28 protein-coding genes are annotated in these 25,988 nt (G+C 62.2%); 10 read left to right on the top strand and 18 right to left on the bottom strand.

Features of this window, described 5'->3' with window-relative positions; genetic code table 11:
- Window positions 1-119: 119 nt before the first annotated feature.
- The gene (locus ACSQ8R_RS02995) at window positions 120-896 is read right to left on the bottom strand and encodes a L,D-transpeptidase (RefSeq protein WP_436255357.1); all 777 of its coding nucleotides are present in this window, start codon (window positions 894-896) and stop codon (window positions 120-122) included.
- Window positions 897-1,017: 121 nt separating this feature from the next.
- On the bottom strand, window positions 1,018-1,485 hold the full coding sequence (locus ACSQ8R_RS02990; protein ID WP_436252022.1) for an Rrf2 family transcriptional regulator: 468 nt from the start codon (window positions 1,483-1,485) through the stop codon (window positions 1,018-1,020).
- Between the two features lie 135 nt (window positions 1,486-1,620).
- On the opposite strand from ACSQ8R_RS02990, the gene ACSQ8R_RS02985 reads away from it, so the two are divergent.
- The gene (locus ACSQ8R_RS02985) at window positions 1,621-2,502 is read left to right on the top strand and encodes an NAD(P)/FAD-dependent oxidoreductase (protein WP_436252021.1); all 882 of its coding nucleotides are present in this window, start codon (window positions 1,621-1,623) and stop codon (window positions 2,500-2,502) included.
- Between the two features lie 32 nt (window positions 2,503-2,534).
- Here ACSQ8R_RS02985 and ACSQ8R_RS02980 read toward each other — a convergent pair whose 3' ends face one another.
- From ACSQ8R_RS02980 to ACSQ8R_RS02965, 4 genes are all read right to left on the bottom strand, one after another.
- Window positions 2,535-3,488: an alpha/beta hydrolase family protein gene (locus ACSQ8R_RS02980; RefSeq protein ID WP_436255356.1), complete on the bottom strand. Its 954-nt coding sequence runs from the start codon at window positions 3,486-3,488 to the stop codon at window positions 2,535-2,537.
- Window positions 3,489-3,598: 110 nt separating this feature from the next.
- On the bottom strand, window positions 3,599-5,224 hold the full coding sequence (locus ACSQ8R_RS02975; RefSeq protein ID WP_436252020.1) for a cisplatin damage response ATP-dependent DNA ligase: 1,626 nt from the start codon (window positions 5,222-5,224) through the stop codon (window positions 3,599-3,601).
- A 268-nt stretch (window positions 5,225-5,492) separates the two neighbouring features.
- The gene (locus tag ACSQ8R_RS02970) at window positions 5,493-6,503 is read right to left on the bottom strand and encodes a ligase-associated DNA damage response exonuclease (RefSeq protein WP_436252019.1); all 1,011 of its coding nucleotides are present in this window, start codon (window positions 6,501-6,503) and stop codon (window positions 5,493-5,495) included.
- Window positions 6,504-6,540: 37 nt separating this feature from the next.
- Window positions 6,541-8,073, bottom strand: a complete 1,533-nt coding sequence (locus ACSQ8R_RS02965) for an MDR family MFS transporter (protein ID WP_436252018.1) — start codon at window positions 8,071-8,073, stop codon at window positions 6,541-6,543.
- Window positions 8,074-8,191: 118 nt separating this feature from the next.
- On the opposite strand from ACSQ8R_RS02965, the gene ACSQ8R_RS02960 reads away from it, so the two are divergent.
- From ACSQ8R_RS02960 to ACSQ8R_RS02950, 3 genes are read left to right on the top strand one after another with little or no spacing between them, the layout of a single operon-like run.
- Window positions 8,192-8,743: a MarR family winged helix-turn-helix transcriptional regulator gene (locus tag ACSQ8R_RS02960; protein WP_436252017.1), complete on the top strand. Its 552-nt coding sequence runs from the start codon at window positions 8,192-8,194 to the stop codon at window positions 8,741-8,743.
- A 56-nt stretch (window positions 8,744-8,799) separates the two neighbouring features.
- The gene (locus tag ACSQ8R_RS02955) at window positions 8,800-9,045 is read left to right on the top strand and encodes a type II toxin-antitoxin system ParD family antitoxin (protein WP_436252016.1); all 246 of its coding nucleotides are present in this window, start codon (window positions 8,800-8,802) and stop codon (window positions 9,043-9,045) included.
- Entirely contained in the window at window positions 9,046-9,372 is a 327-nt protein-coding gene (locus tag ACSQ8R_RS02950) for a type II toxin-antitoxin system RelE/ParE family toxin (protein WP_436252015.1), read from the top strand.
- On the opposite strand, the gene ACSQ8R_RS02945 is transcribed toward ACSQ8R_RS02950, so the two are convergent.
- A complete protein-coding gene (locus ACSQ8R_RS02945; protein ID WP_436252014.1) occupies window positions 9,369-10,883 on the bottom strand; it encodes a diguanylate cyclase domain-containing protein in 1,515 nt (504 codons plus the stop codon). The genes ACSQ8R_RS02950 and ACSQ8R_RS02945 overlap by 4 nt on opposite strands.
- A gap of 229 nt (window positions 10,884-11,112) precedes the next feature.
- On the opposite strand from ACSQ8R_RS02945, the gene ACSQ8R_RS02940 reads away from it, so the two are divergent.
- Window positions 11,113-12,486: a TIGR03808 family TAT-translocated repetitive protein gene (locus ACSQ8R_RS02940; protein ID WP_436252013.1), complete on the top strand. Its 1,374-nt coding sequence runs from the start codon at window positions 11,113-11,115 to the stop codon at window positions 12,484-12,486.
- Here ACSQ8R_RS02940 and ACSQ8R_RS02935 read toward each other — a convergent pair.
- The gene (locus tag ACSQ8R_RS02935; RefSeq protein ID WP_436252012.1) at window positions 12,483-12,761 is read right to left on the bottom strand and encodes a ribbon-helix-helix domain-containing protein; all 279 of its coding nucleotides are present in this window, start codon (window positions 12,759-12,761) and stop codon (window positions 12,483-12,485) included. The genes ACSQ8R_RS02940 and ACSQ8R_RS02935 overlap by 4 nt on opposite strands.
- A gap of 133 nt (window positions 12,762-12,894) precedes the next feature.
- Between ACSQ8R_RS02935 and ACSQ8R_RS02930 the strand changes: the two genes are divergently transcribed.
- On the top strand, window positions 12,895-13,554 hold the full coding sequence (locus ACSQ8R_RS02930) for a glutathione S-transferase family protein (RefSeq protein WP_436252011.1): 660 nt from the start codon (window positions 12,895-12,897) through the stop codon (window positions 13,552-13,554).
- 4 nt (window positions 13,555-13,558) lie between these two features.
- Here the strand turns inward: ACSQ8R_RS02930 and ACSQ8R_RS02925 are convergent, their stop codons facing one another.
- Window positions 13,559-14,455: a LysR substrate-binding domain-containing protein gene (locus ACSQ8R_RS02925; protein ID WP_436252010.1), complete on the bottom strand. Its 897-nt coding sequence runs from the start codon at window positions 14,453-14,455 to the stop codon at window positions 13,559-13,561.
- A gap of 103 nt (window positions 14,456-14,558) precedes the next feature.
- Between ACSQ8R_RS02925 and ACSQ8R_RS02920 the strand changes: the two genes are divergently transcribed.
- Entirely contained in the window at window positions 14,559-14,759 is a 201-nt protein-coding gene (locus tag ACSQ8R_RS02920; RefSeq protein ID WP_436252009.1) for a hypothetical protein, read from the top strand.
- Window positions 14,760-14,843: 84 nt separating this feature from the next.
- Here the strand turns inward: ACSQ8R_RS02920 and ACSQ8R_RS02915 are convergent, their stop codons facing one another.
- Together ACSQ8R_RS02915 and ACSQ8R_RS02910 are read right to left on the bottom strand one after the other, a co-directional pair.
- On the bottom strand, window positions 14,844-15,476 hold the full coding sequence (locus tag ACSQ8R_RS02915; protein WP_436252008.1) for a glutathione S-transferase family protein: 633 nt from the start codon (window positions 15,474-15,476) through the stop codon (window positions 14,844-14,846).
- Between the two features lie 67 nt (window positions 15,477-15,543).
- On the bottom strand, window positions 15,544-15,900 hold the full coding sequence (locus tag ACSQ8R_RS02910; protein WP_436252007.1) for a DUF4406 domain-containing protein: 357 nt from the start codon (window positions 15,898-15,900) through the stop codon (window positions 15,544-15,546).
- Between the two features lie 127 nt (window positions 15,901-16,027).
- Between ACSQ8R_RS02910 and ACSQ8R_RS02905 the strand changes: the two genes are divergently transcribed.
- A complete protein-coding gene (locus tag ACSQ8R_RS02905; protein WP_436252006.1) occupies window positions 16,028-16,783 on the top strand; it encodes a DeoR/GlpR family DNA-binding transcription regulator in 756 nt (251 codons plus the stop codon).
- Between the two features lie 263 nt (window positions 16,784-17,046).
- On the opposite strand, the gene ACSQ8R_RS02900 is transcribed toward ACSQ8R_RS02905, so the two are convergent.
- Window positions 17,047-18,054, bottom strand: a complete 1,008-nt coding sequence (locus ACSQ8R_RS02900) for an asparaginase (RefSeq protein WP_436252005.1) — start codon at window positions 18,052-18,054, stop codon at window positions 17,047-17,049.
- A 96-nt stretch (window positions 18,055-18,150) separates the two neighbouring features.
- Here ACSQ8R_RS02900 and ACSQ8R_RS02895 point away from each other — a divergent pair, with 96 nt between their 5' ends.
- A complete protein-coding gene (locus ACSQ8R_RS02895; RefSeq protein ID WP_436252004.1) occupies window positions 18,151-18,888 on the top strand; it encodes a DUF3750 domain-containing protein in 738 nt (245 codons plus the stop codon).
- A 72-nt stretch (window positions 18,889-18,960) separates the two neighbouring features.
- Here the strand turns inward: ACSQ8R_RS02895 and ACSQ8R_RS02890 are convergent, their stop codons facing one another.
- From ACSQ8R_RS02890 to ACSQ8R_RS02865, 6 genes are all read right to left on the bottom strand, one after another.
- Window positions 18,961-19,107, bottom strand: coding sequence for a DUF1127 domain-containing protein (locus tag ACSQ8R_RS02890; protein ID WP_007751079.1), 147 nt, complete (start codon window positions 19,105-19,107; stop codon window positions 18,961-18,963).
- Window positions 19,108-19,688: 581 nt separating this feature from the next.
- Window positions 19,689-19,970, bottom strand: a complete 282-nt coding sequence (locus ACSQ8R_RS02885) for a helix-turn-helix domain-containing protein (protein WP_436252003.1) — start codon at window positions 19,968-19,970, stop codon at window positions 19,689-19,691.
- A gap of 13 nt (window positions 19,971-19,983) precedes the next feature.
- The gene (locus ACSQ8R_RS02880; protein ID WP_436255355.1) at window positions 19,984-20,295 is read right to left on the bottom strand and encodes a type II toxin-antitoxin system RelE/ParE family toxin; all 312 of its coding nucleotides are present in this window, start codon (window positions 20,293-20,295) and stop codon (window positions 19,984-19,986) included.
- A 46-nt stretch (window positions 20,296-20,341) separates the two neighbouring features.
- Window positions 20,342-21,343 carry an NAD(P)H-quinone oxidoreductase gene (locus ACSQ8R_RS02875; RefSeq protein ID WP_436252002.1) on the bottom strand — a complete coding sequence of 334 codons (1,002 nt, stop codon included), beginning with the start codon at window positions 21,341-21,343 and terminating at the stop codon, window positions 20,342-20,344.
- A 102-nt stretch (window positions 21,344-21,445) separates the two neighbouring features.
- Window positions 21,446-23,251: a bifunctional diguanylate cyclase/phosphodiesterase gene (locus tag ACSQ8R_RS02870; RefSeq protein ID WP_436252001.1), complete on the bottom strand. Its 1,806-nt coding sequence runs from the start codon at window positions 23,249-23,251 to the stop codon at window positions 21,446-21,448.
- 173 nt (window positions 23,252-23,424) lie between these two features.
- A complete protein-coding gene (locus ACSQ8R_RS02865; protein WP_436252000.1) occupies window positions 23,425-23,973 on the bottom strand; it encodes an HdeD family acid-resistance protein in 549 nt (182 codons plus the stop codon).
- Between the two features lie 491 nt (window positions 23,974-24,464).
- Here ACSQ8R_RS02865 and betC point away from each other — a divergent pair, with 491 nt between their 5' ends.
- Window positions 24,465-25,988, top strand: a complete 1,524-nt coding sequence (betC, locus tag ACSQ8R_RS02860; protein ID WP_436251999.1) for a choline-sulfatase — start codon at window positions 24,465-24,467, stop codon at window positions 25,986-25,988.

Raw genomic sequence — 25,988 nt, 5'->3', positions numbered from 1 at the left:
GGTCTGCGGTCCTTAATCAACCATTCACGACATCGACACGGCGGGTCAAACCCTTGAGATGACGAACGAAAAAGAGCGGCAAAGCCGCTCTCTCCGTCGATTGGCGGGTGTTTTCGCGGTCAGATGACCACGATCGGCGTGCCCGAAGGCACGCGGTCGAAGAGGTCGATGACATCCTGGTTCAGCATGCGGACGCAGCCGGACGAGGTCTGCTTGCCGACGGACTGCCAGTCCGGCGTGCCGTGCACCCGGTAGAGCGTGTCCTGGCCATCCTTGAAGATATAGAGCGCGCGGGCGCCGAGCGGATTGTTGAGGCCCGGATTGGCACCGCCCTCCGCGGCCGAAAACTTGCGCAGATCCGGCTGGCGGGCGACCATCTCGTCCGGCGGCGTCCAGCGCGGCCATTCGGCCTTGCGCTGGATCACGCCGCGGCCCTGCCACGAAAAACCGGCCTTGCCGAGGCCGACGCCGTAACGGATCGCCTTGCCGTCCGGCTGCACGAGATAGAGGAACCGTTCCCTGGTATCGACGACGATCGTGCCCGGCGCTTCATTGGTGCGGTAATCGACGTCCTGGCGCAGGTATCGGGCATCGATGCGCGAATAGGGAATGGCCGGAAGCGTGTGGCCGTCGTCGCGGATCACGCCGTACATGGCCCGGTGGACCGGATTGGAGACCGGCAGCCCATAGGTCTGGTGGAAGGTCGATGGGTAGAGCTGGCGCTTGTGGGGGATGGCACCCGGCATCGGCGGCGGCTGATTGGTCGGCGGATCGGCATAGGGCGCGACGTTGAAGACCGGCGCCGTCTGCTGCACGAAGACGTCCGGGTTCATGCGGCTGGTATCGGTGACCAGCGGGATCTGACAGCCACCAAGTGCCGCCGACGCGGCGAGCATGACGGAAAGACCAAGAGGTCGGCGGAAAGGTGGAAAAGAGAATGGCATGGGAACCCGCTTCCGGCAGATGACGTCCAGCCGACAATGGCAGAGGCGGCTGGCGCGAAGCTGGTGAAGCCGTTTACGAGTGCCAGCCCGTCCCGGCAAGGCCTGCCAATGCCGGAGTGCGCGCCATGCGGGCATCGAAGTCGCGGGCGATATCTGCCAGCGTCACCTTGCCGAAGCGGCTGAGAAGCAGCTTTTCAGCCGCTTCGAAAGCTTCGGAAAGGGCCGCATTGACCGCCTGCTCCACCAGGCATGCCGGCTGGTCGCTGGCGGGGCCGACCGCAAACACCGCAGGCTCGCCGACCGCTTCGTAAATGTCGAGCAATGTCATTTCCGCCAAAGGGCGACCCAGCGTCCAGCCGCCGCCATGGCCCTTTTCCGAGCGCACATAGCCCTTTTCCCGCAGCCCCGCCAGTGTCCGGCGGACCACGACCGGATTGGTGTTGAGCATCGCAGCAATGGTTTCCGACGTGGCCGCGCCTTCGTGGCGATCCATATGGATCAACACATGCAGCATGCGGGACAGGCGGCTGTCGTGTCTCATCGAGACGATCCTTTCGCGGCAATCGACACCATCCCTAACACGCGGATCTATTCGCAACAACATAAGTTACAAACCCATTGACCTCGCGACGTCATGTAACTTATGTTGTTGCGAAATTTATAAAGAGGATTTTGCATGGATTACGAAGCGATCGTCATCGGCGGCAGCTATGCCGGCCTCTCCGCCGCCCTACAGCTCGCCCGCGCCCGGCGGCACATCCTGGTGATCGATGAGGGCCTGCGCCGCAACCGGTTTGCCGAGACTTCTCACGGGTTCCTCACCCGCGATGGGGAGCGGCCGGAGATCATCGCCAGCGAGGCCCGCTCCCAGCTGATGGCCTATCCGACTGTCGAGTGGCTCGACGCAAGGGCCGAGGATGCCCGTAAAAGCGAAGGCGGCTTCTCGGTGACGGCAGGCGGCAAGGAGCTCGCGGCGAAGCGGCTGGTGCTCGCCATGGGCGTCAGGGATCATCTGCCCGAGATCCCCGGCCTGATCGAGCGGTGGGGCCAAAGCGTCTTTCATTGCCCCTATTGCCACGGTTACGAATTGAACCGCGGACAGGTAGGCGTGATCGGCGTCTCCGTCATGTCGATGCATCACGCGCTGATGCTGCCCGACTGGGGACCGACCACCTTGCTGCTCAACGATGCGTTCCGGCCTGACGAGGAACAAGCCGGCCAGCTCGCGGCGCGCGAGGTCACCATCGAGAAAACTCCGATCTTGTCGATCGGCGGCCACGCCGAGATCCTACTGCAGGACCGCCGGGCCTTGAATTTTTCCGGGCTTTTCGTCCTGTCCCGGACGGAATTGGCAAGCCCCATTGCCGAACAGCTCGGCTGCGCCCTGGAGGACGGGCCGGTGGGCAAATTCATCCGCACCGACATCACCCAGCAGACCAGCATTCCCGGCGTTTTTGCCTGCGGCGATGCAGCGCGCGCGGCGGGCTCGGTTGCAATTTCCGTCGGTGACGGCGCCATGGCGGGCGCGGGGACGCACCGGTCGCTGATGTTCGGGTAGTCCCGGCGATGCCTGGCGCCAAAAGCCCGGCCTTACCCCGTGACCTGGTTGAAGAAGCGGATGCTTTCGACGACCGCGCCTGGCACGACGCCGTTGTGGTTGCCGGGCAGGAGCTTGGCCTCGATCTGGGCGCCGGCTGATTTCGCCCGGTCCATCAGCAAACGGTGATCGGCGTCGAATGGCCGTTCCTCAGTGCCGCGCAGCAGCAGCGTCGGGCATTTGAGGCTGTGGCCGAAGCAGACCGAAGAGCGCATGATGAATTCCTTCTGGTCGCTCTCGTCGAAACGGACCTCACGCTCGAAGCGGCCGAAATAACGCCAGGAATTGACCCCGGCCGAGATCGGCGCCGAGGCGCGGAACTTTCGCGTCATCGAGGCGAGCAGCGAAAGCGTGCCGCCGTTCGAATGGCCGGCGAGGAAAAAGCGGTCCTTGTCGATCCCCGGTAGTTCCTCCAGATAGGCGGCTGCCGCCAGCGCGTCGGAAGTCTCGTCGTAGAAGCCCGAATAATTGCCGGCCTGGCCGTTTTCGCCCCTGAACGAGGGCAGCATGACGACATAACCGGCTTCCCAATAGGCCTTCATCAGCTCCCAGTGACCGTCACCGGTGGCGTTGCCGCCGTGCAGGAAAAGAACCGCGGGTTTCAGCTTTGCGGACGGTTCATAATGAGAGATCCAGGCGATCAGTTCGATCGAGCCGTCCGGGCCGCCGCGATACATCACCTTCTTCGCTCCCGCCGGCGCGCCAAGCGGTGGAGACTGTTCCGGCGACGGGCCTTTTCTCAACAGATTGGTATGGAACCGCTTGCGGGCTTCGCCATAGTCTTCCTTCTCGAGCGGCGGAACCTCAGGAACCGGAAATCCCGCGCTGGCGACGGTCGGCAGCATGGCTGCGACCGAGAGGCCGGCGGCCCCTGCCAGAAGCGTGCGGCGCGTGACGCCCTCGTGTCTCAATGGGAATTTCGAAGCAATGATGCGGTCTGATGCCATGTCTTCTGATGTCATGTCTGCGGAATCCATTCTTGCGTTGCGCGCCCATCTGATTTCAGCACTCGTGAATGGCCCTGTCCATTCAACCATTCGGGAACGGCACCCGGCTTTCAGCCAGCCTTGGCCTCCACCATCGCCGTCAGGGTCGACAGTCGGTCCGCATCGCGCGGCAGCTTGTCCTGGCGCAGGCGCGCAATCCGTGGAAAGCGCATGGCGACGCCCGACTTGTGGCGGGTCGAGCGGTTGATGCCCTCGAAGGCGACTTCCAGCACGAAACCGAAATCCCGCTCGGCACGCACGGCCCGGACGGGCCCGAAACGGTCGATCGTGTTGTCGCGCACGAACTTGTCGAGCACTTCGAGTTCCGCATCGGTAAAGCCGAAATAGGCTTTTCCGACCGGCACCAGTTCCTCGCCGTCCGGCGTTTCGGCCCAGACGCCGAAGGTGAAGTCGGAATAATAGCTCGACCGCTTGCCGTGGCCGCGCTGGGCATAAAGCATCACCGCGTCGATATTGTAGGGGTCGCGTTTCCACTTGAACCACGGCCCCTTGAGCCGGCCGGCCTGGTAGAAACTGTCCTTGCGCTTGATCATCACCCCTTCGATGACCGGATCGGGCGGGGCGATGCGGATGCGGTCGAGCTCGTCCCAGGTGGCGAAGGGCACCAGTTCGGAGAGGTCGAAACGATCATGCGGCGCCCGCTCGATGACATCGCCGAGACGGCGGCGGCGCTCGAAAAAGGTCTCGGCGCGGATATCAGAATCGCTTTCGAACAACAGATCGTAGGCACGCACGAAGGCCGGATAGTCTTCGAGCATCCTGCCCGTCACCGTCTTGCGGTTCAGGCGCTGCTGCAGGTCCGAAAAGGTGCGCGTCGGATTGTTGGAACGGGCGGTGCCGCCGACCAGAAGTTCGCCGTCGATGACGCCCTCGAAATTGATCGACCCGACCACATCCGGAAAAGCGGCGGTGATGTCGTCGCCGGAGCGCGAATAGAGTTTCTTCGTGCCGCCATAACTCGACATCTGCACGCGGATTCCGTCCCATTTCCACTCGGCGGCGTAATCGGCGGGGTCCAGCTTTTCGAGATCGCCCGTCTCCACCGGATTGGCCAGCATGACCGAGTGGAAGATCGCCGGCGTTGCGAGAACCGGCTTGTCCGCCCTGCCCTCCAGCCAGGCGAAAAGCGGTTCGTAGGGCGGGGTCAGCCCGTGCCAGAGCGTCTCGATCTCGGTGACGTCCTTTCCGCTCATGTCCGACAGCGCCTGCTTGGCGAGGCGGGCGGAAACGCCGATCCGCAAAGCGCCGGTCACGAGTTTCAGGAAGGCGAAGCGGCTCGACGTATCGAGCTTGTCGAGCAGGTCCCGGACGGCGGAGCGCACTTCGGTGCGGCCGAGCGAGTTCATGCGGGTGACCACCTCGCCGAGCCGCGGCTGATGCTCGTCATCGATCACATCCTTGCGGGTGCCGTCCCAGACCAGCGAGATGGTTTCGGCGAGATCGCCGACATAGTCGTAGGAATACTGGAACAGGACACCGTCCATGCGCTCCAGGACGAGCTCGCGCAGCATGGCGGGTTTGACGCTCTTCAGATCGAGCCCGCCCGCAAGGGCCGCAAGGCCGTAACCGCGGTCGGGATCGGGCGTGTCGCGAAAATAGTCGGCAAGAAGTTTAAGCTTGCCGTTGCGGGACGGGGTGAGGACGAGGCGGTCGAGGAGGGTGGCGAAGGCTTTCATGGGGTGCCCTCTTCAAGAAAGACCCCTTCTGGCCTGCCGGCCATCTCCCCCACAAGGGGGGAGAAAACTCGTGGCAATGTCTCGCCCCTATCTCGGCAGCAACGCGTGGCAGCGAAGCCCCTCCCCCTTGTGGGGAGGGGTTGGGGAGGGGTTTTGTCTTTGAAGAATGGCAATGGCCATGCCGCGAGCCGATCTCCCCCCTTGAGGGGGAGATGGCCGGCAGGCCAGAGGGGGGTACCGGTGGTTCGACGGTTAAGAGCCATCCTCATCAATCCCCCTCGTCCTCATAACCCACCAGATGCAGCGGCCGGGCGGGGATGTTCTTCAGCTCGCACCAGCGCACCAGTGCCTCTTCGCGGCCGTGGGTGACCCAGACTTCCGATGGTCCGATCTCCGCGATGGTGGACAGCAGTTCCGGCCAGTCGCAATGGTCGGAGATGACCAGCGGCAGTTCGACACCGCCCTGTTTGGCGCGCTGGCGCACCATCATCCAGCCCGACGCAAAGGCGATCAGCGGTTCGTTGAAGCGGCGCGCCCAGCGATCCTGGAAAGCCGAGGGCGGGCCGACGATGACGGCGCCCTTGAAGGCGTCCGGGCTGCTCTTCTCGATGGTCGCGGGTCTTATATCGCCGAGGTCGATGCCCTGGCCGACGTAATAATCACAGAGTTTCGCCAATGCGCCGTGGATATAGATCGGCTCCTGATATCCGCAATCGCGGATCAGCCGGATGACCCGCTGGGCCTTGCCGAGCGCATAGGCGCCGATCAGGTGGCTGCGCTCGGGAAACTGTTTCAGCGAGGTCAGCAGCTTGTCGATCTCCGCCTTCGGGTCCGGGTGGTGGAAGACCGGAAGGCCGAAGGTCGCCTCGGTGATGAAGACGTCGCAGGCGACGGGGTCGAAGGGCGCGCAGGTGGGATCGACGCCGCGTTTGTAGTCGCCCGAGACGACGATCCGCAGTCCATCCTTCTCGATGGCGATCTGCGCGGAACCGAGCACGTGGCCGGCGGGGTGGAAGCTCACCCGCACGCCGTCGATATCGATCTCCTCTCCGAAGGCGGCGGCCTGCTCCTCACCGCAAAAGTCGTCGCCGTAGCGCAGCCGCATGATGTCGAGCGTCTGGCGTGTCGCCAGAACCTTCGCATGGCCGGCGCGGGCATGATCGGAATGGCCATGGGTGATGAGCGCCCGCTCGACGGGACGCACCGGATCGACATGGAAGCGGCCGATGGGGCAGAACAGCCCGGCCGGGGTGGGATGAAGCAGCGCCTCTGGTCTCATGCCCTTGAAGATAGGGCGCAAACGGCGCTGCGCCAGATCACTCCGACGCGGCGGCGGGCTTGTTTTCGGCCCCGAGCGCAGATGGCAGGCGGACAGGCTTCAGCATCAAGGCGGCGATGAGACCGATCGTGGCGATGGCGCTGCCGGCCATGAACACCGGCGTGAAGGCCTCGGTGTAGAGCGTATGGACGGCGATCCGCGACGGCTCGGGCAAAGCGAGCATCATCAGCGGCGTCAGCGAGCCGATATCCTCGACGCCCGGAATGCTGGTGCCGACGCCGCGGATGCCGGCGGCGACGATGGCGCCATAGACCGAGATGGCAATCGAGGCGCCGGCCATGCGCATCAGCGTCACGGCGCCAGTCGCCGCGCCGACATCCTCGCGGGGGGCGGAATTCTGCACGCCGATGATCGGGGCCTGCTGGCCGAAGCCGATCGCCAGGCCCTGCATCAGCATGAAGCCGAGGATGACGTAGATCGGAGTTCCGACCGGCAGCTGCGAGAAGATGGCGAGGGCGACGATATTCAGCGACAGACCGAGCAGCGTGAACGGCTTGTAGCGGCCGGTGATCGAGATCAGCCGGCCGGTCGACAGCGAGCCGATGACGATGCCGAGCGTCGTGGCGACAAAGCAGAAACTCGCGGTCGTGGGCGACAGGCCGGTGGTCGTCTGCAGGAAAAGCGCAAAATAGTTGGCCATGCCGATCGCCACCGCGCCGGTGCAGAAGGAGACGATCAGGAACAACGAAAAGGTCGAATCGCGGAAGAGTTTCAGCGGCACGATCGGCTCGGGCACCTTCCCTTCGACAACGGCCCAGAGGATGGCACAAAGGGTACCGACCGCAACGACAGCCAGGGATTGCCAGGCGACCAGCGAACCGAACAGCGTGACGCTGTCGGCCCAGACGACGATGCTCGCAACGGTTCCCGCCAGAAGGACGGCGCCGAGATAATCGATCTTCGGCTTGCGGATCGGGCGGCGATAGGGAAGCAGAAGCGAAATGCCGGTTACGGCGACAATGCCGACCGGCAGATTGATCAGGAAGATGGACCGCCAGCCGAAGAGTTCGCTCATCGTGCCGCCGAGCAGCGGGCCGAGGCTGCCGGAGGCCATGATCACCAGGCTCGAATAGCTCTGGTATTTCGCCCGTTCGCGTGGCTCGAACAGGTCGGCATTAATCGAGAAGATCGATACCATGATGCCGCCGCCGCCAAAGCCCTGCAGCACGCGCGAGGCGATCAGCGAATCCATCGACCAGGCAAGCCCGCAGGTGAGCGAACCGACGGTGAAGATGACGATCGCCGCCAGCATCACGTATTTGCGGCCGAACAGGTCGCCAAGCTTGCCGTAGATCGGCATCGAGGTGCTGCTGGCGAGAAGATAGGCGGAGCCGACCCAGCCGAAACGCTCCAGTTCGCCGAACTCGCCGATGATCGTCGGCAGCGCCGTCGAGACGATCTGGTTGTCCAGCGTCGCCATGAACAGCGCCGTCAGCAAAAAGCAGAAGATCACCAACCGCTGGCGGTGGCTGGCGACAAGCGGCACCTGGGCCGGGCGGGTCATATCCATGAGATCAATCCACAGTGTCGGAAATTTATGTGCCTTCCGCATATAATTGTCAACGGCACTTTGATGCGCGACGCAAAGAACGATTGGAAAGCCCTTTACGCTTTGATATGTTCGTCCCATGACGACAAAGAGCCTTCTGAAAGAGAAAACCTCTGCCGCTTCACCTTCCCCGGAGGATGTCGTCCGCGTGAGCGAAATGCTCGGGCGGATGCGGATCCTGATCGGCCGGCGGATCATCGGCCGCACGGCGATCGCCAATATCGCGCCGGGCCTGGAAATTTCGCATCTCGACGTGCTGGACGTGATGCGCCGCATCGAGGGCGAGGTGACCGTCGGCGCGATCGCCGAGGCGATGCGGATCGACCCTTCGCGCGGCAGCCGGCTGGTCGCCGACCTCGTCACGCGCGGCATCCTGCGCCGCGACGCTTCGCAGGCGGACGGCCGCCGCTCGCTGGTGGTAAGAACCGAATTCGGCGACAGCCTGCTGGCCGAGATCCGCGCAGTCAAACGCACCCTGCTGGCACGTGTCCTCGAGGGCTGGCCGGAAGACGAGCTTCACGCATTCTCGATGCTGTTCGAAAAATTCGTCTCGAGCTACGAAGAGGTCTTCGTGACGGCGGAAAGGTCGGCGGAGGGGGAGCTTTCCGAAGCGCCTCAGCCGATGCCATAGATTGCGCATAAATTGTTACTCCCGTATAATTTCGGATAGAAACTGGAGGCGCGCGCATGAATGTTTCGATCGGTCCACGCTGGGAAAAATTCATCGAGGAAGTCGTGCAGGACGGGCGCTATGGCTCTGCGAGCGACGTGGTGCGCGAAGGCCTCCGGCTGATACAGGAACGCGAAGCCGAGACTGCAGCGCTCAAGGAAAAGCTGCGGAAGTCGATCGAGGCCGGCGGAGACGTCAGCGACGAAGAACTCGATGTTTTTCTGGAAGCAGAGTTCGAGAAGCTTGAGAAAGAAGGTTATTGAGTGCCGCGCATTCAATATCTTGATAGCGCGCAGACCGATTTCGGGGAAATCGCCCGTTACATTTCAAAGGAAAGCGGCAGCGTCGTTATTGCTCGGCAATTCGTGAAAGCCTTGCGTCAGAAGTGCCGCGATCTGGCGACTTTGCCTGGCGCTATGGGGCGAGACCGCTCGGAACTTGGTCCGGACCTGAGAAGCACCGCCTACCGCGGCTATATCATCTATTTTCGATACTTCAACGACCGCTTCCAAGTCGTCAATATCCTCGAAGGCCACCGAAATGCGGGGCGACATTTCGGCGTGGATATCACCCCGGACGACGAGGATTAAATCCCCTCGCCTCCTGAAACGCGCAGGCGGTCGCGGCCCTGGTCCTTGGCTTCGTACATGGCGCGGTCGGCGCGGGCGAGCAGTTCCTCCGGCGTATCGCCGTCCTGCGGAAAGAAGGCGACGCCCATGCTGCATGTGGCGATGACGCTCTTGTCGTCGATGACGATGGGTTTCGAGATCGCGGTCCGCAATTCCTGAAGCCGGCGTACCAGACCGAGCTCGTCCTGACCGACATTGCTAAAGACGATCGCGAACTCGTCACCGCCAAGGCGAACCAGAAGGTCGGTCACACGGACGCAGTTGACCATGCGCCACGACAGCGTTTTCAACACCTCGTCACCGGCCGCGTGCCCCAGCGTATCGTTGATCTGCTTGAAGTTGTCGAGATCGAGATAGGCGACGGTGACCTTGCGTTTCTCGCGGCGGGCATCATGCAGCGCGCGGCTGAACTGCGCCCAGAACAGCGTCCGGTTCGGAAGGCTGGTCAAGGGATCGTGGTGCGCCATGTGCTGGATACGCTCTTCCGCACGGGCGCGCTCGAGGGCGATGCCGGCAATGTCGGTTGCCATCGCAGTCAGCTCGAGTTCGAGCTCGGTCGGTTCGCGCGGCGAATCGGAATAGAGAGCGAACGTGCCGAGCACCAGCCCGTCGGCGCTCAAGATCGGCGTCGACCAACAGGAGCGAAAACCGAACCTCAGCGCCAGCTCGCGATAATTCTCCCAGAGCGGATCGACCAGGACGTCCTTGACGAAGACAGGTTCGCGCCGCCAGGCGGCCGTGCCGCAGGAGCCGACCTTCGGGCCGATCTCGATGCCATCGATGAGGTTTACATAGGCTGGCGGAAGGCGGGTCGCCGCGCCATGGCGCAGACGGTCCGTACCCTCTTCGAGAAGCAGGACCGAGGCCGTGACGTCGTCCAGCTCATCCTCCACCGTTTTGACAAGCGCATCCAGAACCGCCGACAAAGGCTGGCCCCGGGCGATCATCTCGATAAGACGCGCGTGGCCATGCCGGCGGTCGTCCTGGCGTTTGCGCTCGGTAATGTCGCGCGAAATCCCGACCAGGCCGACGATCTGACCGTGGACATCGCGTAGCGGCATTTTCGAGGTGGTGAGCCAGAGCATGCGGCCATCGCCGAGCTTGACGCGTTCCTCGCGGCCGTCGATCGCCACGCCGGTCTGCATGATCTCCTGTTCGACGAGAAACAGTTCGCGCGCGGTCTCATGATCGAGAATATCGAAATCCGTCTTGCCGATCAGGTCGTTGCCTTTATGCAGCTTGCTGCTACGTCCGGCTGCGGCATTGGCAAAGACGAAGCGGCCGCGGCGGTCCTTTACGTAAATGAAGTCCGGGAGCTGATCGAGAAGGGTGCGGGTTTCGAGTTCGCGCGTGACCAGCGCGATGTCGAGGTCTACCTCGCTGTCGGCGGAAACACGCAGGAGGCGGCTGCAGAGTTCGTCCATCGGATCGACAAAAACCAAGGGCATGCTATGCGACATGGGTCCCGCCATCCGAGTGCCTCCTTTTTATTTTCGATAGAAAATACGCGGGAACTCGCGCCAAGTTGCCGTCCAGCATGGCGCAGAATTCCTTATCGTTGCTTAAGATCATTGTGAAATTGCCATGATTGAAGCTTCGAAAGAAGTCTTTTTTACTCAATCATCCGGAGCCTTCGAGCATAGTAACAATATAAAGGGTCGGCATGGAAAATGCTTTATTGACGCAGAGGAGCAGCGCTGGATGATTTCGAGACGCACGGCATTGACGATGATTGCGGGTGCGGCGGCTGCCGGGGTCGTGCCTCGGCCTGGCTTCTCCGCCCCCAAGGGCTTTTCAACGATCGACCTGCGCGGTTCGATCGATGCCGGTGCACACGGCGTCATAGCGGACGGCGGTGACAAGCAGGCCCGCAAGCTCGCGGAGATCATCGCCACGGCAGCCCGCCAGAACATGCCGGTCTTCCTGCCGCCTGGAAACTACCACGTCTCCAATCTCGACCTGCCCGAAGGCACCCGCATCACCGGCGTGCCGGGGGCCTCGCGGCTCGTCTATTCCGGCGACGGGCGGATGCTGGCAGCCGACGGGGTACGCCGCATCGAGCTTTCCAACATCGTCATCGACGGGGCGAACCGCCGGCTCGACGACCGGAGCCCGGCGCTCGTCCATATGCGCGGCATCGGTGAGGTCGTCATCGACAATTGCGAGGTCGTTGGCGCAGGCAGGACGGCCGTGCAGCTTGAACGTTCGGGCGGGCGCATCGAGCGGAGCCGCATTTCCGGCGCTGCCGAATATGGCCTCTATGCCGTTGAAAGCACGGGCCTTTCAGTCACAGGCAATACCGTCTTCGACTGCGGCAATGGCGGCATCCTGATCCATCGCTGGACCAAGGGCGCCGACGGTACGATCGTTTCCGGCAACCGCATCCTGCGGATCGGGGCCGCCAATGGCGGCACCGGCCAGTACGGCAATGCGATCAACCTGTTCCGCGCCGACAACGTGATGGTGACCGGGAACCAGATCTCGCAATCGGCTTTTTCGGCGATCCGCGCCAACAGCGCCTCAAACGCCCAGATCGCCAACAATACCTGCCTCGCGTCGGGCGAGACGGCGATCTATGCGGAATTCGCCTTCGAGGGTGCGATGGTCTCGAACAATATCGTCGATGGTGCCGCGAACGGCATCTCAGTCGTCAATTTCAACGAGGGCGGCCGGCTGGCGACGGTTGCCAACAACATCGTCCGCAACCTCAAACCGACCGGACCCTATGTGCTCGACGAAGCGATCTTCGGCGTCGGCATCAGCGTCGAGGCGGATACGGCGGTGACCGGCAATGTCATCGAGAATGTGCCGCTCTGGGGCATGGCGCTCGGTTTCGGACCGTATCTGCGCAACGTGCTCGCCAGCAACAACATCGTGCGGCAGGCGAAGATCGGCTGCGCGGTGACGGTGGTGGAAGGCGCCGGCAGCGCGGTGATTTCGGGTAACCTGTTCGAGGCGGTAAAGGACGGGGCGCTTATCGGGCACCGGTGGAAGACGCCGTCCACGGCAGAGCTCGGCCGCGGCGATAGCCGGGCATTCGCGCATCTGACGATCGAGAACAACCGGATCGTTTAGTCTTTCGCCGTCAGCTTGTCGAAACGGGCGTTTAGGCGTTCCCGGACTTCTTCGCCCGAAAGCGCCTGTTCAGGATTAGCCTTGAGTTCGTCGTAAGCCGGAGCCACCTCCTCCACCAGCCACTTCTCGATGGCCGCATCGCGGGCGAGCAGCGTGCGCAGGCCATCGCGGATGACTTCGCTTTCGGTGGCATATTCGCCGCAGGCGACCTTGGCCTTGACCATCTGTGCCATTTCGAGCGGCATGGTGATGCTGAGCGACTGGGTGGTGCGCATGATGGGCTCCTTGTCCTAGAGATCGGACACGATTAAATCCCATCGAAAACTTTCATCATCGTCCAACGCGGATTGGTCTTCCGTTTTGTGCGCGCTGCCACTAGCTTGCGCTCGCATTTCTGGAGGGACTTTAATGCTTAAGATCTATGGGGTTTACCGCTCGCGCGCCACGCGGCCACTCTGGCTCATCGAGGAGCTGGGTGTTCCTTTCGAACTTGTTCCGGTCATTCAGGCCTACCGCCTCAAGGAGCCGATGGCGTCAGGCGCGCCGGTCAATACGCTGTCGCCGGAATTCCTGGCGATCAACCCGATGGGTTCCATCCCGTCGATGGACGACGACGGCTTCGTGCTGCACGAATCGCTTGCCATCACGCTTTATCTCGCCCGCAAATACGGCGGCGATATCGGCCCGAAGGACATCGCCGAAGAAGCGCTGATGGTGCAGTGGTCGCTGTTCGGCGCGACCAGCATCGAAACCCCGGCTCTGAAGATCTCCTCGACGATCGCCGGCGGCAAGCAGGATAGCGAGGAAGGCAAGACGGATATCGAGGTTTCCGCCCGCCTGCTGAAGCGGCCGTTCGACGCGCTCGAAAAGCACCTTTCCGGGAACAGCCACATGGTCGGGGGCCGGTTTACGGTGGCGGACATCAACGTCGCGGAAGTCGTGCGTTACGCCCAGGGCTACGCGCCGCTGTTCGACAGCCGCCCGGCCCTGAAGGCCTGGATCGAGGCCGCCCAGGCGCGCCCCGGCTTCAAGGCGATGTGGGACAAGCGGACCGCCGAACCGGCGTAACGCCTTAAGCTCGGCTTTCCGGGAGCGGCGGCAGCTCCGTCTTCAGCCAGTCCCGGAAAGCCCTCACCTTCGCCGGCAGCCGTGCGCCGGCGCGGGTGACGAGATAGTGCCCCATGCCAGTATGCGCCCGGATCGAAAACGGCTCGACCAGCCGCCCCTGCTCCAGTGCGTAGGTGGCGAGCGTATGCCAGGCGAGCATCACCCCCTGCCCGGCAATCGTCGCGTCGAGGCAGAGCGAGGCGTCGTTGAACACGTGGCGGGTCGCCATGCCGGCGCCGGACAGGCCAGCCTCATTCAGCCAGATCTCCCAGGAGAACATCGAGGGGCCGTCGATGATCGCCGGCAGCTTCAGGATGTCCTTCGGCTCCTTCAGTTTTTCTGCAAGCGCCGGGGAGCAGACCGGAAACACCGTCTGCTCGATCAGCAGTTCCGCATCGACGCCCGGCCATATGCCCGGCCCGACCCGGATGCCGAGATCGATATCGTCGACGCCGAGATCGGCAAGTCTGGTCGTCGCATCCATGCGCAGGCGGATTTCCGGATGCAGGCTTGAGAACCGATCAAGCCGGTGGACGAGGAACCGTGCCGCAAACACCGGCGCGACGGAGATGGTCAGCAGCGCATCGTCCCGGCGCCTGCCGATCGCCACCGCTTGCGAAAGCGCGTGAAAACCTTCGGTCAATCGCGCCAGCATCGGCCGCGCCGCATCGACCGGCATCATGCCCTTCGGCAGGCGCTGAAAGACCGGCTGGCCAAGCTGGGCTTCGGCCTTGATGACCTGCTGGCTGACGGCGCCGACCGAGACGCCGAGTTCGTCGGCAGCCGCCTGAAGGGAGCCTAGTCGCCCGACCGCCTCCAGCGCCCGCAAGCCGTTGAGATGCACCAGGTTGAGATTGCTCATATAGATTTTCTATAGCCCGCCTCTCAACAACTCAATTGAAAAAGGCGGCAACAGAGCGGATACTGCCGCTGCAAATGATAACAAATTTGCGAGGTGACCGGTCATGGGACCGCTGAAGATTTTCTTGAACCTGAAAGCCTGGTTGGAAACGACCGAAACACTGGCGGACATCGAGGCGAACGACCCGTTCCGTCATCCCGACGTCCGCTCGATGGACCTGCGGCAGCTCGCCGACCTACCCTTCCCGCGCTTGGCTCACGCGGATACGAATTGCAACGCAGCGCCTCTCGCGAAATGTGCCTGACGCCCCCATGATCCGCTTCTCGAAAGAGCGGATCGGGCGGCTGACGTGAATGCATGTTTCGGGCGAAAAAGCCCGCCGCCGGCTTCAGGCGGCAGTCGCGGCGGCCTGTTCGGCCAGAGCCCGCTGGACGGCCGGACGCTGTTTCATCCGCTCGTAATGCGCGTTGACCTTCGGGAAATCGGCGCGGTCGAGCTTCATGTTGGCGAGCCAATCGGTCATCAGGTAGAGATAGGCGTCGGCGACCGAATAGGTTTCGCCGAGCACGTATGGACCTTCCAGCAAGGAGTCCTCGATCACCTGAAAACAGCCGTGAAAGACCTTTGGCGCCTTGGCGACCATGTCGTCGAAGGAGGACTGGTTGTCCGCCCAGCGATAACCGCGGCGCCAATGGGCATAAGCGACATGCACTGTCGATGAAATATAGGCGTTGAAGGCCTGCATCCTGCCGAACAGGAACGGGTCGTCGAGCGGCGCGAGCTTCGCCTCGGGCGCGGCCTGGGCGATGAAGGCAAGGATCGCGACGGACTCGGTGATGACCCCCCTGTCCGTTGCAAGCGCCGGGACGCGGCCCTTCGGATTGATCTTCAGATAGGCTTCCGACTGCTGTTCCTTGTCGGCGAATTTCACCCACCTGATCTCGTAGGGCAGACCGGATTCGGCAAGCGCGATATGGCTGGCCAGCGAACAGGCATTGGGCGAAAAGAACAGCGTATACATGAAAATCCTCCTTTTGACCGCGTCGTTCTAGCACGGTTTTTTCAGGCTCAAAGCCTCAAACCGCCGGTCAGTTCACGCCGGGCACGTCTTCCAGCCGATGCCAGACCGGAATGCCGCGCTCGTTGGCGATCCGGACATCGTTGTCGGCGCCCTTGGAGGCACCCGGCAGGCGCAGCACGCCTTCGCAAAGCTCAAGCAGGCGGCCGGCGACCGGGTGAAAGATCTCTTCATAGAGATCGTCACCGACATGCTTTCCGCCGGCGGCATGCCAGACCGGCAGCGCCACCCATTCGCCGATCATCGGCACGTGGCCGGCCTTGAACAGCGCATGCGACGGCGCCTCCAGCCGTTTCAGGTTCTCGGCCATCTTCTGCGGGTCGTCGCCGGTGCCCGAACGATAGGGGCCTGCGATCAAGATCAACATCTTCGTTTCTCCAAACTTGTCCGCATTCATCGCGGAATTGCACGAATTTACCTGAAATGCTTTACATAGCTGGCAAAATCAGGCATATTTGCGCTTATTCATGCAATTTCGTGCAGAGTCAAGAACCATGCTGACCAGCCAACGCAAGAACCTCCTCCTCGACATGCTGCGCCGGGAGGGGCAGGTCGTCGCCAAAAAGGCGGCGGAAGAATTCTCGTTGTCGGAGGACACGATCCGGCGGGATCTTCGGGAGATGGCGTCCGAGGGCCTGCTCAGGCGCGTGCATGGCGGGGCGATGCCGGTCGCGCCGGACCTGCCGGATTTTTCCGCCCGGCGGGCGGTGTCATCGGATGTGAAGCAGCGGCTCGGCGCCAAGGCGGCCGGGATGGTGCGCGAGGGCCAGACGATCTTTCTCGACGGCGGCACCTCGACCGCCGAGATCGCCCGCGCCCTGCCCCGCGATTTCGCATTCACCATCGTCACCCACAGCCCGACGATCGCGGCGGAACTCGAGCACCATCCGACGGCGGAGGTGATCCTGATCGGCGGCAGGCTCTACAAACATTCGATGGTGGCGACGGGGGCGGCGGCGATGGCGCAGATTTCGCTGATGCGGCCTGACATCTTCTTCCTAGGCATCACCGCCGCCCATCCGGTGCGCGGGCTCTCGACCGGCGATTTCGAGGAGGCGGCGATCAAGCGGCATATCGCGGCATGTTCGGCCGAGACGATCACGCTAGTGACAGCGGAGAAGCTGGATGCGGTTTCACCGCACGTGATCATGCCGGTTTCGGCGTTGTCGGGCATGATCGTGCAGGAGGGGATCGAGGAGGAGCGGCTGGCGTCTTACAGGGGGATGGGGATTCGTGTGATCGAGGGGTAGATCGGGCGCTTGAAACCAGACACTGCTAGGCGCAAATAACGCCTCTTCACCGCCGTATGTGCAGGGGCCCACCCTCCCCGCCGTCATCCTCGGGCTTGACCCGAGGATCCACCGCCGCGTCTGCGGCGAAGGGACTCTTTTCACGCGAAGGACTTCGCGTGGATGGATCCTCGGGTCAAGCCCGAGGATGACGGAGTGTGGGGAAATGGTCGCGCCAATCTCGTCCGGCGCATCGCATCCCGATTGAAGCGATCTGACCGATCTCACGCAAACAGCGCGTCGGTCACCCTCACATCGCCCACATGGATGCCGTTCCAGTTCTTCATCGGCTTGTTGGCCATTTCCATCAATCGGGTGTGCACCTCGCCGCCCTTTTCGAAATAGCGGGCGATCAGGGCGAAGATCATCGCTTCGGCGGCGCGGGTGGTGCCGTCCTCGCATTTCACCGCCATGGCAATCCCCTGGTCCGGGAGGGCGGCGATGAAGACGCCTTCGGCGCCGGTCTTGGCAAAAATCTTGCCGGGCGCGACTTCCATCAGCCTGGTGCAGGCGCGGTTGGTGCCGGCGACATAAAAGGGCTCGGCCATGCAGGCCTCGATCAGCCGGCGCGAGGCCTTGGCGCGTTCGGCGGACAAGCTGTTGCCGGTCGCCATTTTGGCGAAGCCGTGGGCGAGGCCCGTCAGCGGTACCGCATAGGTCGGGATCGAGCAGCCGTCGGTGCCGCAATTCTGGTGACCGATGATGGCTCCGGTGAGCGTCTCCATCGTGCCGCGGATTTCCGCCTGCAGCGGATGGTCGTAACCGACATAACCCTTCACATCCATGCCGGCGTGGACGCAGGTGCAGACGAAGCCGGAATGCTTGCCGGAGCAGTTGTTGTGAAGCGCGGTCGGCGCCTCGATGGTGCGGGCCTGGTGGATCAGCACCGCCTGTTCCGAAGACCAATGGGCGCCGCATTCGAGCGCGCTGTCGTCGCGGCCGGCCTTGCCCAGCATCGAGGCGGCCATCGCCACATGCGCGTCCTCGCCAGAATGGGAGGCGCAGGCAAAGGCGAGTTCCTTGTTGCCGAAGCCATAGGCATCCGCCGCACCGCTTTCGACGAGCGGCAGCGCCTGCATGGCCTTGCTGGCGGACCGGGGGAAAACATGCGCGTCCGCGTCGCCGAACGAGAACAGCACCTTGCCGTCGCCATCCACCACGGCACCGAGCCCGCGGTGACGGCTTTCGACCAGATTGCCTCTAGTAACTTCGACGGTAACGGGGTTTTGCATGGTCTGTCCTGAAATTGCCGGTTTCAATGGCGCCTATCGTCTGGCGCATATCACAGGCTCTTAAACGAGTCCGGCGGGATTTTCATGGGGGACCGTATGAAATCGGTTAAGCGGTTGTTTCTGGCCATCTTCATTGTCTACCTGGTTCCGACCTTCGCGTCCGCCGGTCTCTGGGCGATGAAGGAGCGTCCGTCGGGCTGGCGCGAGGCCCGCTGGTCGTCGGCGGGCATCCTACCGAAGCCAGAAACGAGTAACGAAGCGGCGATCTACGTCTTCTCGGCAATGACCGGAGGCCTGAAAGGTGCCGTCGCGAGCCATGCTTGGATTGTCTTCAAGGAAAAAGGCGCGAAAACCTATACGCGCTTCGACAAGGTGGGATGGGGTTCGCCGATTCGCCGCAACGGCTATTCGCCTGACGCCTACTGGTATTCCAACACGCCGCAGATCGTCACCTCCGTCACCGGTTCGAAGGCGGAACTGCTGATCCCCAAGGTCGAAGGCGCGATCGCCGCCTATCCTTATGCCGAGCCGGGCGGCTATACGATCTGGCCGGGGCCGAACTCCAACACCTTCGTCGCCCATGTGCTGCGGACCGTGCCGGAACTCGGCGCCGTGCTGCCGCCGCACGCGGTCGGGCGCGATTATCTGCCGGACGGCGAGTTCATCCATGTGGACGACGATTGGCGCGATGTGCATGTGACCCTGCGCGGCCTCATCGGCCTGTCGGCCGGCCTGCGCAGCGGGTTCGAGGTGCACTTCCTGGGCCTGGTCGCAGGCATCGATATCGCCAATCCCGGCATCAAGGTTCCGGCGCTCGGACGGATCGGGATTTAGGATGGCAGCTATGCGTAAAATGCAAAACGCCCGCGGATGCGGGCGTTCGACATAAAAAATGTCAGATGGCGATCAGAAGCCGACGGCCTGACGCGCTACCCGGCGGATGTCGCCCTGGGCGATGCCGAGATCGTTGAGTTCGCGCGGTGTCATACGGCCCAGTTCGGCAACCGTCTGACGGTACTTGCGCCAATTGTTGAGAGTGCGTGCGACGTTCATGATGGTTCCCCTTTCCTGGGATTTTCGAAGCCCAGCTGCCAGTCCTTGGCGCTTTCGTTTGCTTCGATGAGACTTATATAAGCGCATCAAACGTGCACTGAAAGCGCCCACTCAGCAGGCCACCTATGCGACGGACGCATGGGTCTTTGTCCTATTAGAAATAATGAAAAATGAAGAGGCCATAAAATGGAAAAGGGCCGCTCGAGGCGACCCTTCCATGAGTTTGGTCCGGTTGAACGAACCCGGGGCGCTTCGCAGCGGCCCGAAGGAAGATGAAGTTCAGGCCGAGGGTTGCCCCGTCAAGACCGCCACCTTTCCATTGCCCGTTACACAGACCGAAATCTCACTAGACATTGGATCACCTTCCTTTCACTACGTTGACGATGATTAAAAGGTAGGGGGCAAAGCGCTGTTCTGCAAGCCACGTTATATAAACGATCGCGTATTTAATTGAGTTGCGAAGGCGACCTTCCGCCCCTAGAATTCGCCAGCTTCGATCGAGCCGGATTCGCCTCTCAGCCCAATTTCACCACGATCTTGCCGATATGGCTGCTGGTTTCCATCCATCGGGGGATCGAAGATCAGGCGGCGTCCGCGATATCCAGCCGGACGGAAAGCCCAACCTTTCCAGCCAGTTCAACCAGCGCATCCAGGCTGAAATTTGCAATTCTGCCTCTCAGCAGATCGTTCAGCCGCGGCTGGGTAATGCCAAGGCGAGTGGCCGCCTCGGTCTGGGTGACTTTCCATTCCCGGACCTTCTGCTCGATCGCAATCAGCAGGGTCGAACGCATCGACATGTTCGCCGCCTCTGCCGGGGTATTTTCCAGCGCGTCCCAGACATTTGCAAAGCTCTCGCGTTCCATGGGTTCCATCCGATCAGATCTGCCGCAGACGTGCGGTGGCAATATCCAGATCCCGCTTTGCCGTCTGCTGTGTTTTCTTCTGAAATGCATGCAGGACGTAGACGGCATCCTCTATTTTGGTCACGTAGATGATGCGAAATGCGCCCGCCTCGTCACGGATGCGGATTTCCCGCACACCCGCTCCGATCGCAGTCATCGGCTTCCAGTCGTTCGGCTCCAGGCCGAGCTGAATTTTGTGCAACTGAACGCCCGCCTCTTTCCGGGCGGGCTCCGGAAAGTCCCGCAGGCGATCCAACGCGTCTCCGAGAAATTCCAGCCGCTTCATATCGACCAACGATTTATATCAAAACCAGTATAGCCAGACAACAGGACTAGGCAAGCGTCACCACGATCTTGCCGATATGGGTGCTGGTTTCCATCAGCTTGTGGGCCTCGACGACCTGTTCGAACGGCAGGACGGAGTGGATGACCGGGGCGACGGTTTCATCCTCCAGGAGCGGCCAGACCTGGCTTAAAAGATCGTCACGGATGGCGCGTTTTTCGTCTGCGGTGCGCGGGCGCATGGTTGAGCCCGTCACCGTCAGGCGCTTGACCATGATTGGCGAGAGGTTGACCTTTTCAGCCATGTTGCCACCGAGGAAGGCGATGATCGACAGGCAGCCGTCCTTGGCGAGAACGGAGAGGTTCTTTTCGAGATAGGCGGCGCCGATCATGTCGAGCACGACATCCACGCCCCGACCGCCGGTTTCCGCCTTGATGACCTCGGCGAAATCCTCGGTCCTGTAGTCGATGCCCCTCGCAGCGCCGAGCTTTTCGCAGGCCTCGCATTTTTCCCTGGAGCCGGCCGTGGCATAGATCGTCGCGCCGAAAGCCTTGGCGAGCTGGATGGCGGTGGTGCCGATGCCGCTGGTGCCGCCGTGGATCAGCACGCTTTCACCTTCCGTCAGGCCCGCCATCTGGAAGAGATTGGCCCAGACGGTGAAGAAGGTTTCCGGAATGGCCGCAGCCTTCACCGCATCGTAACCCTTCGGCCACGGCAGCGCCTGACCGGCCGGCACCGCGCAATATTCCGCATAACCGCCGCCGTTTGCCAGCGCGCAGACCTTGTCGCCGAGCTTGAACTCATCGACGCCCTCGCCGAGCGCCACCACTTCGCCTGATATCTCCAGGCCGAGGATGGGGCTTGCGTCCTTCGGCGGCGGATAGGCGCCCTTGCGCTGCTGCACGTCCGGGCGGTTGATGCCGGCCGCCTCCACCTTGACCAGGATCTCGCCCGGCCGCGCCGCCGGCAGCGGGCCGCTCGCAATGGTCATCACCTCCGGCTCTCCGAAGGACGGCAGATCGACGAAACGCATTTCGGTGGGAAGCGGCATGGAAGGACTCCTCTCAGAACCGGCCATCGACTTCAGGCCGGCGTCGCGCACTGACTTAGGACAGTCCTTTGCCGATAGGAAGGCGGCGTTCCGCCGCCTAGGTCATTTTGTCTCGCCGAAACTCGCGAAAACCAGACCGCCCTCGCTTTCCTTGGCTTCCGCCTTGACGGCGGCGATCTCCGAACCGATGCGGCCGACATCGTCGAGCAAAAGGCCCTGGGACAGTTCGAGCACGCCGATCGAGCAGCGCAGCAGCGGGAAATCCCGCTCGGCGCCGGAGCGGTCGTGGCCGCGGATCTTGCCGGCGGCGCGCTCTTCGGGGGAATAGAGTTCGACGACGTCGTCATGGAAATCGGAGAGCAGGCGCTCAAGGATCTCGTTCAGCTCGTCGCGGGTCCAGTCGCGCACGCCGATGAAGAAGTCGTCGCCGCCGACATGGCCGAGGAAATCGCCGTCGGAGAAAAAATATCGCTTTACCAGGGCGGCGAACAGCGAGATCGCATGGTCCCCCATCTGGAAGCCGTAATGGTCGTTGAACGGCTTGAAGTTGTCGAAATCGCAATAACAGAAGAAGCGGGCCTCCTCGTCGTCGCGGCCGGTTTCCTGCATGAAATCGCGAATGGCGCGGTTGCCCGGCAGGCCGGTCAGCGGGTTCTGGTCCTGCGCGATCTTCAACTGCTTTTCGTTGATGACCTTGATCAGCGAGGCGGCCGAGACGACACCCGCATACCGCATGTTTTCGGTGAGGATGACGCAGGCGCTGTTTTCCATATTCGCAAACAGGGTCATCAGTTCTTCGGCTTCCGCATCCAGCCCGACGATCGGGGCGCGATCGACGAAATGCGAGATCGAGCGCTCGTAGACCTTGTTCTTCAAAAGATCGCGGCCAAAGGGCTGATAGATATATTCCTTGAGGTGGTATTCGTTGATGACGCCGCGCGGCTCGCCATTGGCGTTCAGAACCGGGAAGAAGGCCTGCCGCGGATTGCGGCGGAACAGGTCGAAGACGCTGTCGATGCTCTGGTTCTCGTAGACCGCCGGCAGGTGTTCGATCTGCTTGCGGATGAGGATTTCGTCGAGCGACTGGCTGGAGCGACGGATACGGCCAATATCGGCAAGATAGGGGAAGGACGGTTGCAGCTCGGAGATGAATGTCGTCGGCCGGGCAATGAACCAGCCCTGGACGAGATCGACGCCGTATTCGCGGCAGGCGAGGAATTCCGCTTCCGTCTCGATGCCCTCGGCGATGACGCGGATGCCGAGCACGTGAGCCATGCCGACGATGTTCTTGACCAGGTGGCGCTTGCGCGGGTTCTCGTCCATGCCGGCGACGAAATGGCGGTCGATCTTCAGGTAGTCGACCGGATAGTCGCAGAGCAGTTTCATCTCGCCATGGCCGACGCCGAAATCGTCGATCGCCAGCTTGAAGCCCTCCTTGCGCATCTGGGTGACCAGATCGGCGAATTCCGGCACGCTGGTATTGTCGAAACGCTCAGAGAATTCGAAGCAGACCGAAGACGGTGCGATATTCGCCTTGCGCAGGTGCTGCACGACCTTTTCGAGGAAATGGTGGCCGTGGCGGATCAGCCGGACGTCGAGATTGAGGAACAGCGTCTGGGACGAAAAATCAGGCAGGCTGGCGAATTTCGCCAGGGCCCGGGTTGCCATCATCTGTTCGAGCGCCAGAAGCTGGCCGGTCTCCTGGGCCTGATCAAGCAGTTCGAGCGGCGAAGAGAACCCGATCCGTTCCTGGCCGCGCAGCAGCGATTCATAACCGAAGACGGAACCGGTGCCGACCTCGACGATCGGCTGGAAGGCATTTTCAAGAACCAATTTTGCCAGGGTGACAAGCTGATCGCTCGCATACCGGCGGAAAACGCCCGGTTCCAAGATGGCCGCAGACGACATTACTCACTACTCCACTGCGCAATGGCCTAAAACACGTCTCAACACGAATGTCAGGTTCCCAGCAATTGGTCAAAAATACCTTTCTCGAACGTGACAGCTGGATGAAATTTTCATGACGATAAAAGGTATTTTTATACAAGATTTTAGAGACTTAGCGGCAACCTTTGCGTGCTTCACGGCTTGGCCGCAAGCGCGACCGCGATCAGGGCCCAGCCCTGCATCGTCAGGTCGATCGCGAGGAACAGGCCGAGGATCCAGAGGCTGTTCACCGGCCAGCCGAGCGCGATGACGAGGCCCGCCAGCGCAGTTATGACGCCGCCGAAAATCACCCAGCCAGATCCGCGCATCGGCCGCATCCTGAACCCGACCCATGTGCGGAAACCGCCGGCGACAATCAGCGCCACGGCCATGAAGAAGGTGACGATGACGGCGGTCAGCGCCGGATTCCAGAAGGCGAGCAGGCCGGCGAGCGTATAGAGGATCCCGCTTGCCGCCCAGAACAGGATATGGTCCCAGCCCTTCACCTGGAAGGCGTGGAGGAGATAGGCGATGCCGCCGACCAGCATCATCATGCCGATGTAGAAGACCGAGGCAACGGTCGCCACGAAGAGATTGGCGAGCGCGATAAAACCGAAGACCAGCAGCAGAATGCCGAGGGCGAGAAACCAGCCCCACTTGTCACGGACCGTCAAAACCGACGGTGCATCCAGACCGAACGTCATGGCCAAGCCCCTTTTTCCAAAACCTCACCCGAACATAACGGATAGGATGTGGAGCGGGCTTGATCCGGGTCAATGGCGCGCTTTTGGGACAGGAAGGTTCGCAATCGCTTCTTGATTGCCAAGACGATCAAAAATAACTCAAATCACTGAAGGAATCTAAGGCGAAATCGAGATGGTGACAGCCGAGCAACGACGTGCGACGCCCTTTCTCCGTGAAAACGGTGCCATGGCAGGCGATGGGTGGCGCATCAGCAGTGGTGCACCTGGTTGGATCCTCGGGTCAAGCCCGAGGATGACGGCGGAGAGGGAGGTGTGACGGATGAGAGGAGAGACCTCCCGGCAGCCGGCAACTCATCTGCTGCGCCAACCGATCCCACGCGCTCCGTCATCCTCGGGCTTGACCCGAGGATCCATCCGCCTGGCCTCCGGGCATTGCCTGCCGCGCGCGGAAGCGCCGGCTCCCCGCGTCCATCCCGACATTTGAGGACAGCATGACCAAGCCCAACATCCTCATCGTCATGGTCGACCAGCTGAACGGAACGCTGTTTCCGGATGGGCCGGCTTCGTTCCTGCATGCGCCGAACCTCGAGGCGCTTGCGGCCCGCAGCGCCCGGTTCGCCAACAACTACACGTCCTCGCCGCTCTGCGCGCCGGCGCGCGCCTCGTTCATGGCGGGGCAACTGCCGAGCCGGACGCGGGTCTATGACAATGCCGCCGAATATGTCTCGTCGATCCCGACCTTCGCGCACCATCTGCGCCGCGCCGGTTATTACACGGCGCTTTCAGGGAAGATGCATTTCGTCGGGCCGGACCAGATGCACGGGTTCGAGGAACGGCTGACGACCGATATCTATCCCGCCGATTTCGGCTGGACGCCGGATTATCGCAAGCCGGGCGAGCGGATCGACTGGTGGTACCACAATCTCGGTTCGGTGACCGGCGCGGGTGTGGCCGAGATCACCAACCAGATGGAATATGACGACGAGGTCGCCTTCCTCGCCAACCAGAAGCTCTATCAGCTCGCCCGCGAACGGGACGATGCCGAGCGGCGGCCGTGGGCGCTGACGGTCTCCTTCACCCATCCGCACGACCCCTACGTGGCGCGGAAAAAATTCTGGGATCTCTACGAGGATTGCGAGTACCTGCTGCCGGAAGTCGGGGTGATCCCGCTCGAGGACCAGGACCCGCATTCGAAGCGGATCATCTTTTCCTGCGACTACCAGAATTTCGAGGTGACGGAAGAGAACGTCCGCCGCTCGCGAAGAGCCTATTTCGCCAACATTTCCTATATCGACGAAAAGGTCGGCGAGCTGATCGACACGCTGACGCGGACACGGATGCTGGACGACACGATCATCCTGTTCTGCTCCGACCACGGCGACATGCTCGGCGAGCGGGGGCTGTGGTTCAAGATGAACTTCTTCGAGGGTTCGGCCCGCGTACCGCTGATGATCGCTGGCCCCGGCGTTCCCGCCGGTCTGCATCTGGCGCCGGTTTCCAACCTCGACGTGACACCGACACTGTGTGACCTCGCCGGCATTTCGATGGACGAGATCAAGCCCTGGACGGATGGCGAGAGCCTGAAGCCGATGATGGACGGCGCTCCGCGCACCAGCCCGGTGCTGATGGAATATGCCGCCGAAGGCTCCTATGCGCCGCTCGTCGCGATCCGCGAGGGCAAGTGGAAATATATCCATTGCCTGCTCGATCCGGACCAGCTTTTCGACCTGGAAAGCGATCCGCTGGAATTGAACAACCTCGCAGAAGACCCGGCTTTCGAAGATGTCGTCTCCCTCTTCCGCCGCAAGCGGGAGGAGCGGTGGGACATGGGCGCCTTCGACGCCGCCGTGCGTGAAAGCCAGGCCCGGCGCTGGGTGGTCTACGAGGCACTGCGCAACGGCGCCTATTATCCCTGGGACCACCAGCCCTTGCAGAAAGCATCCGAGCGCTACATGCGCAACCACATGAACCTCGACAATCTCGAGGAGTCCAAACGCTACCCGCGCGGAGAATGA

Origin of the sequence: Neorhizobium sp. LjRoot104, assembly GCF_964253725.1 — a bacterium.
In the GTDB taxonomy this organism is placed as follows: Bacteria; Pseudomonadota; Alphaproteobacteria; order Rhizobiales; family Rhizobiaceae; genus Neorhizobium.
Note: the sequence above shows the minus strand (reverse complement) of the source record. Positions and strands in the feature narration are given on the sequence as shown.